We start from the raw sequence: 6,766 nt of genomic DNA on the forward strand, positions 1-6,766 counted from the left end.
TTCTGTAAGAAAGCTTCTTCGGAAGCTGAGGCTTCGCCTCTATACCCATAACGTTAAAATACAGAAAAACCGCTATTTATCAGGAGTTAGTCACCTGTAATAGCGGTTCTATCATTGGATGCGAGTTAAAGGTTGTGTAGCAAACGAGCCACTTTAATCTTTAAGCTCATTATGTATACATATAAGTATGTTTGATCAATGCGTATTCAGACTCGAATATCGACGGATGGATATGAAGCAGCATGAGATGTAGAAGCCGTAGTTTGCGGACCATTTCCTGATTCCTGATCTGTGGTTCCGCCATCTGATGGGTGCTCCTTACTTCCCGTTTTCTTTCCTTCATTTACTTCCTGCTCTTCTTCTCCAGATGTTGCAGAGATAGGTGGTTGTACCCCTTTTTTAGGTGCCGGCTGATGAATCTCTTCCACCAGTTCCCCAATCTTCTGATTAACCTTGTTTAACTGGGAGTTGATGTCCTGGACGGTCTCTCGCTTTGCCTGAAAGACGGTGCGTTCTGAATTTTCCAACATCATTGATTTGCCTAGATCGAGATCATTTGCGGGAGGATTGATCTCGAGAACAAGTCGGTCAAAGCGGGTTTCTCCTTCGGTGGTCTGAATGGAGCCCTGCATGCGATCACGCAAACCGACCAGCTTACCCAATTGATCATAAGTCTGACTATGCTTGATCAGATGATCGAGTGAAGGGGCTTGTGCCTCGTCGGTTGGTTTGGGTTGTTGCTGTTGAGCCTTTTCTGGCTGTCTTAATTTGTTCTTTTCTTGCAATTCTTCAGCTTTAATTTGGGCAATCTGGCTGTCGATCTGGGAAATGGAGCTTGTTAAGGATTTAATTCGCTGAGCTTTGGTTTTGGTATCCAACTCGTCATTGGTTTTTACACCTTGCATTTCTTCATTGAGCCGGATCTTCTGCTGCATGAGTCCCTGAATTTCTTTATCCCGATTGGAGACTTGATTCCCGGGAGTGAAACTGCTTTTGGTTGCAGATGAGATTGAATTCATATCCTCTGTTCTCCTTCTCCACTTTATCATGGTTCTATTTACATATATCGGATTTTAAGAGAAATATTTGAATATCTCTTGTTTCCTCGCAATGGATTCATTTTGCGTCGGTTGTATTGCGTACTTCATCATAATAATTGATAATGTTTATCAATAAGTGAGTAGAGTACAGACACAATTTATGTAGACGGAGATGGGTTAGCAAAATGTGGAATGATTATTATATCCTCTGGAACTATGCTGCGGTGAGCATAACAGATATCCGTTACATTGAATTAGAGGCATATGAAGAGATGAAATACAAATTTCCGACAAGTACCTTTGTACTCACCATTCAGGGTGATGCTGGAGTGACGATTGACAATCAAACATATGAAGTGAGCCGCTTTTATATTTTCCATGGGGGAAAAGGGAGTAAGTTGGTGATTCAAGCAGGCGAATCCGGATTGCGCCTATATTACTTGATGTACAAAGCAAACCTGCCTAGTGGAGGGAGAAACGATCTGGGAAGGTTAATGGAGCGTATCAATCCGTTCCAAATGAACTATGGCTTTACCCCCGATATGCCAATCATTCTATATGAGCAATGGAAAAAGATGCACTTTTTGTGGGATCAAAAGAACCCTATTCAGCACTTTCAGGCCAAGAGTTTGTTCTATGCATTTGTGGAGCAGATCTCATCACAGATTCCTCGTATATCCAATCGTTATCCAAGTATGTTGGATCAGGTTAGCAAAGTCATTGAAATTGTAGAGTCTTCCTACACCCAGCCACTTACACTTCATGTTTTAGCAGAAATGATTGGCAGCAGCCCAAGAAGTTTGTCACGCAAGTTCAAGCAGTCGACGGGATATAGTCCCATTGATTATCTGATTCAGTTTCGTTTGTTCAAAGCCAAGGAGATGTTGCTGCAAACGGACGCCACGTTGGATGAGATCGCTGTAGGAATCGGTTATCCGGATGGATATTATTTGGGACGTATGTTCAAGAAACATACAGGTCTTTCTCCTTTGCAATTTAAAGAAAAGACCTCAGCACCCCTATATTGGCCTGATCTGACATCAGGTGTGGCGCGAAATGACATTTTCAGAGGTGGAAGTGGAAGGTATGTTTATACTGATGGTGATAATCATTATCAATATAAGCATGGAGGGTCAATAAATATGAACAGACAGACAAGAACGGGAATGCTGCTTAGTATTCTATTAAGTCTTACATTACTGCTGAGTGCCTGCTCTACAGGTGTTGCCAGTAATTCGAGCGGGGATGCATCCGGAAGCAATAGTACGTCAAGTTCCACGAAGACAGTAACAGCGGAGAATCAAAGCAAATCATCGGAACCCCGCATAGTCTCAACGGTTAAGGGAGACATTACAATTCCGGCTGAACCTAAACGGATTGTGGTTGACTTGTATCTGGGAAGTCTGATTGCCTTGGGGATCAAGCCTGTGGGTACACCCGAGATGAACCTGAAGAATCCTTATTTTATCAAATCACTTGAGGGTGTGCAGAATATTGGTGAATATGAAACCATCTCTCTAGAAAAGGTGTTGGAACTTGAACCGGATCTCATTGTGACAGGTAATCCTGATTTATTTGATTCCTTTAGCAAAATTGCACCTACCTTGGTTGTACCTTATGGTGAATTGAAAAATACCCACGAAGAAATTACCTATTTCGGTGAAGTGTTAAATAAAGAAAAAGAATCTGAGGCATGGTTATCCGATTATGATGCAAGAATTGCAGATGCCAAGAAACGTGTTAGTGAGGCAATTGATCCGCAGGCCGAGGTGTCGGTCATGCAGTTCTATGATAAAGCACCGTTGGCCTTTGGTGATAATTTTGGTCGGGGAGGTCAGGCAGTCTACAGCGCGCTTGGTTTGAATCCTCCTGCAGATAAAAAAGAGATCTTAATGAAGGATCAACTGGTTGAAGTTTCATCGGAAGCGATTCCTGAATTTGCCGGAGACTATATCATTCTAACAGCAGATAATCTGACCCTGGAAGAGTTGAAATCGAAACCGGTCTGGAGTTCACTGGATGCGGTTAAAAATGATCGTGTGTTTATCTGGAGCCCGGATCGTTCATGGTACTTTGACCCGATTGCAACATTGGATCAAACAGAGGAATTGGCCGCGTGGTTTAAGGAGATCTCTGAACCAAATTAAGTCTAACAAGTGATTGATGAGATGAAATCCAATTCCATTCTAAATTTCAGTTGATAATGAAAATTATTATCATTTATAATAAAGGTACATTAGTGAACCTCTGCTAGGCATATGTTATCGGATGTGTGGCAGAATGATGACCTTGTAAGGCCTTTGTTCCGGGTGAGGTTGGGATTGGAGAGTATTCGATGCAATTAGACGAACAGATGAAATGCTGGAATCATGCCGCTGTTAAGGTTCTGGATATACGCCGAATCGTTATGGAGGCAGGGGCACAACTGAGTTCCTACACACTTCCGGCAAATGGTTTTATATATACGATTCGAGGATCTGCTGTGCTTCAGTTGGATGGACAAACATACAAGGCAGAGCGGTTCTACATGCTTCATGGGGCCAAAGGATCTTCACTGGATATCCAAACCAACGAAGATTTCGAATATATTCTGCTCTATTACAGAGCATTTCTTGCCTTTCCTAGTTATCGTAAAAAGTGGTTATTGGCACAGCCGGAAGTTGCACCGTTCTCTTTGCAATATGGATTTGCGCCAAGTAGTCCGCTGGGGTTATTACGTTACCTTGATGAGCTTGAAGGTGCATGGAGTCAATCTGGCAGTCTGGATCTGCTTCATACAAAAAGTTTATTTTACCAGTTCATTCATGAAATGATGGTTCAATTGGCAGAGCAGGAGATCAAAACAGAGCTTGCTGACCCGGTGAAACAAACACTTCGTTATATACAGAATCATTATAGGGAACAGGTCACGCTTGATTTCCTGGCTGAACAATTCAACTACAGCTCCCGACATTTATCCATGCAATTCAAACGACAGACGGGTTACAGTCCGATTGATTATTTAATTCAGACTCGAATCGCCAAGGCTCGGAATCTGCTTGTACGATCTGATGCAACGCTGAGTGAAATTGCAGCAGAAGTGGGTTATTCGGATGTGTATTATTTTAGTCGTATCTTCAAAAAACATGTGGGAATTTCTCCCATTCAGTATCAACGAAAGATAAGAGAAGAAGCGAGAGCAGAGGATCGTCCATTGGTAATCTCTGAATCGTCCATTGGCCGAAGATGGAAGTCGGGATATATTGATTATGAGAATCATTATCAATATATAGACGGAGGGTCTACACCAATGAAAAGAAGAAAATCAAGTTCCAGTATGATTATGGTTGCATTATTGAGCATAACGATGCTCCTCGCAGCCTGCTCTTCAGGTACAGCAACAACACCAGCAGCCGGCGAAGGAACGGGTACCAATTCCAATAACAGCAGTACGGCAGTATCATCAGATACAGGAAGCCAGACGAACAAAGACAATGAAACACGCACGGTCTCAACGGTTAAGGGTGACGTAGTTGTTCCAGCGAATCCAAAACGGGTTGTTGTATTGTATCTCCAGGGGGATGTCGTCGCACTGGGAGTTAAGCCAATCGCTACATCTGAAGTATTCAACGGGGCTGCCTACAAGAGTGAGCTTGAAGGTGTAAATTCACTAGGCACCTGGTTCGAACCGAATCCTGAAGCTGTCATTGACCTTGATCCGGATCTGATCATTGTTCCTTCAGAAGAGACGTATACTTTGTTAAAGGATATCGCACCAACGGTATATATTCCATACGAGAAAATGACAACAGAAGAAAGACTCCAGAGTATAGCGAGTATTTTTGGCAAAGAACAGGAAGCTGAGACATTAATCAATAATCTTAATAGCAAAGTCGAAGAGAGTAAGCAAACACTAGCAGATGCAGGCATATTGGACAAAACGGTTTCCATTGTGGAGGGCGGTTTGAAAGGTATGGTCGTTGTAGAGAGCAAGCAATATGGCCGAGGATCTCAGGCACTATATGAATACTTGGGGATGAAAGCACCTGAAGTGGTACAAAAGAAAATTGATGTAGTTTCGGAAGCGGGAGGCTCTAATCTATCCATGGAAGTACTGCCTGAATATATCGGGGACTACGTGTTTCGTTCGGTGTATGAAGGGGCAGATAACCTTACGGATGATCCAATATGGAGCAGCATCCCGGCTGTTAAAGAAGGTCGTCTGATTGAGATTGATTTCGATTTCTTCTATTATTCGGATATCTATTCAATTAATAAACAACTTGATTTTGTCGTTGAAAAGCTGTTGGCGGCTCCAAGAGCGCAATAGTAAAGAGCAGATGTGTTCGTGAAATTTTTGTACAAGAAATGTTTGTTTTTTAGCCATTGTATTTTGATAAGATTACCATTACACTAGGATTTAAGTGATAATGAGAATCGATATCAAATACTCGATGTTCTGGATCGAATTAACGGAGGTATTTTTAATATGAATCAGCAGTTGGAACTTTATGATGTAACCATTATCGGCGGTGGCCCTGCGGGCATGTACTCTGCCTTTTATAGCGGCATGCGAGATATGAAGACCAAGTTGATTGAGGCACGTGACAGATTGGGAGGTCGCATGCTCTTTTATCCGGAGAAAATGATCTGGGATGTCGGGGGTGTGACGCCAATTCTGTGTGAAGATCTGATCAAACAATTGGAAGAACAGGCAAAAACCTTTGAGCCAACCCTCGTATTTGAACAACAGATCGAAGGATTCGAGCGTCAACCTGATGGCACAATTCTGCTAACTTCTGCAACAGGTGAGCAACACTGGACACGTACCGTCATTATGGCAATCGGATATGGTATATATAAAATGGCCAAGCTGGAGCTTGAAGGTGCAGACCGTTACGAGGTTAGCAATCTGCACTATACCGTGCAAGAACTGGAGCCATTCCGTGGTAAACGTGTGTTGATCTCGGGTGGAGGCGACTCTGCTGTGGACTGGGCGAATGAACTGGAAGCCCTGGCAGAGCAAGTTACGGTTGTGCATCGTCGTGACCGCTTTGGCGGGTTGGAGCGTAATGTACTGCGTATGAGAGAATCCTCTGTAGATGTCCGTACACCATATGCGGTAGAGACCTTGCATAGTATGAGTGGTGATGTGATTGAACAGGTGACTATCTCACACGTGGACACAGGCGAAACTGAACTGCTTGAAGTAGATGCTGTCATTGTAAACCATGGCATGAAGAGTGACTTTGGTCCAATCCGGGATTGGGGACTTGATCTTGGCGAATGGCATGTCACTACAACAGAGAGATTGCAAACCAATATTCCCGGCGTGTTTGGCGCAGGTGATTTTGTAGATTATGGTAGCAAACTGTACCTGATTGCGGGTACTTTCACAGATGCAGCCTTAGCGGTAAACAGTGCGAAGCTTTACATGGACCCTGAAGCGGAGAAAGTGGCTTACGTTTCTTCCCATAACAGTCGTTTCAAGGAGAAAAATAAAGCTCTTGGCGTTGTAGAAGAATAAAAGTCTGCGATCGGTTATATTAAGATGACTTCGGGTTCATTCGAGGCCACTGAAAAACTTACGATTCTAATTTGTTAAGATTCATTTTAAATCAAAAAGGCTATATTTCGTTCACATTGGAACGGAATATAGCCTTTTTCTCTATCCTTTTACTTTGAGTCTTTCATGAGTGTAATGATTCGCTTGAGATTAACAGTAAATATGGCCATGGCACCTTGCA

At 42.9% G+C, this 6,766-nt stretch carries 4 protein-coding genes; 3 read left to right on the forward strand and 1 reads right to left on the reverse strand.

Features of this window, described 5'->3' with window-relative positions; genetic code table 11:
* Positions 1-206 precede the first annotated feature (206 nt).
* Complete coding sequence (locus AC1DE7_RS21120) at positions 207-1,019, reverse strand: hypothetical protein (protein WP_076251107.1); 813 nt, start codon at positions 1,017-1,019, stop codon at positions 207-209.
* A gap of 206 nt (positions 1,020-1,225) precedes the next feature.
* Here AC1DE7_RS21120 and AC1DE7_RS21125 point away from each other — a divergent pair, with 206 nt between their 5' ends.
* From AC1DE7_RS21125 to AC1DE7_RS21135, 3 genes are all read left to right on the forward strand, one after another.
* On the forward strand, positions 1,226-3,187 hold the full coding sequence (locus AC1DE7_RS21125) for an ABC transporter substrate-binding protein (protein ID WP_477535104.1): 1,962 nt from the start codon (positions 1,226-1,228) through the stop codon (positions 3,185-3,187).
* Positions 3,188-3,375: 188 nt separating this feature from the next.
* Positions 3,376-5,349, forward strand: a complete 1,974-nt coding sequence (locus AC1DE7_RS21130; RefSeq protein ID WP_477535105.1) for an AraC family transcriptional regulator — start codon at positions 3,376-3,378, stop codon at positions 5,347-5,349.
* 159 nt (positions 5,350-5,508) lie between these two features.
* On the forward strand, positions 5,509-6,546 hold the full coding sequence (locus AC1DE7_RS21135) for an NAD(P)/FAD-dependent oxidoreductase (protein ID WP_076318968.1): 1,038 nt from the start codon (positions 5,509-5,511) through the stop codon (positions 6,544-6,546).
* The last annotated feature ends 220 nt before the right edge of the window (positions 6,547-6,766 follow it).

The organism is Paenibacillus sp. 10L310 (assembly GCF_056395745.1).

What these genes read in the sequence shown, in the direction of transcription:
- AC1DE7_RS21130 (WP_477535105.1), top strand. Translation starts at nt 3,376, where the DNA reads ATGCAATTAGACGAACAGATGAAATGCTGGAATCATGCCGCTGTTAAG.
- AC1DE7_RS21125 (WP_477535104.1), top strand. Translation starts at nt 1,226, where the DNA reads ATGTGGAATGATTATTATATCCTCTGGAACTATGCTGCGGTGAGCATA.
- AC1DE7_RS21120 (WP_076251107.1), bottom strand. Translation starts at nt 1,019, where the DNA reads ATGAATTCAATCTCATCTGCAACCAAAAGCAGTTTCACTCCCGGGAAT.
- AC1DE7_RS21135 (WP_076318968.1), top strand. Translation starts at nt 5,509, where the DNA reads ATGAATCAGCAGTTGGAACTTTATGATGTAACCATTATCGGCGGTGGC.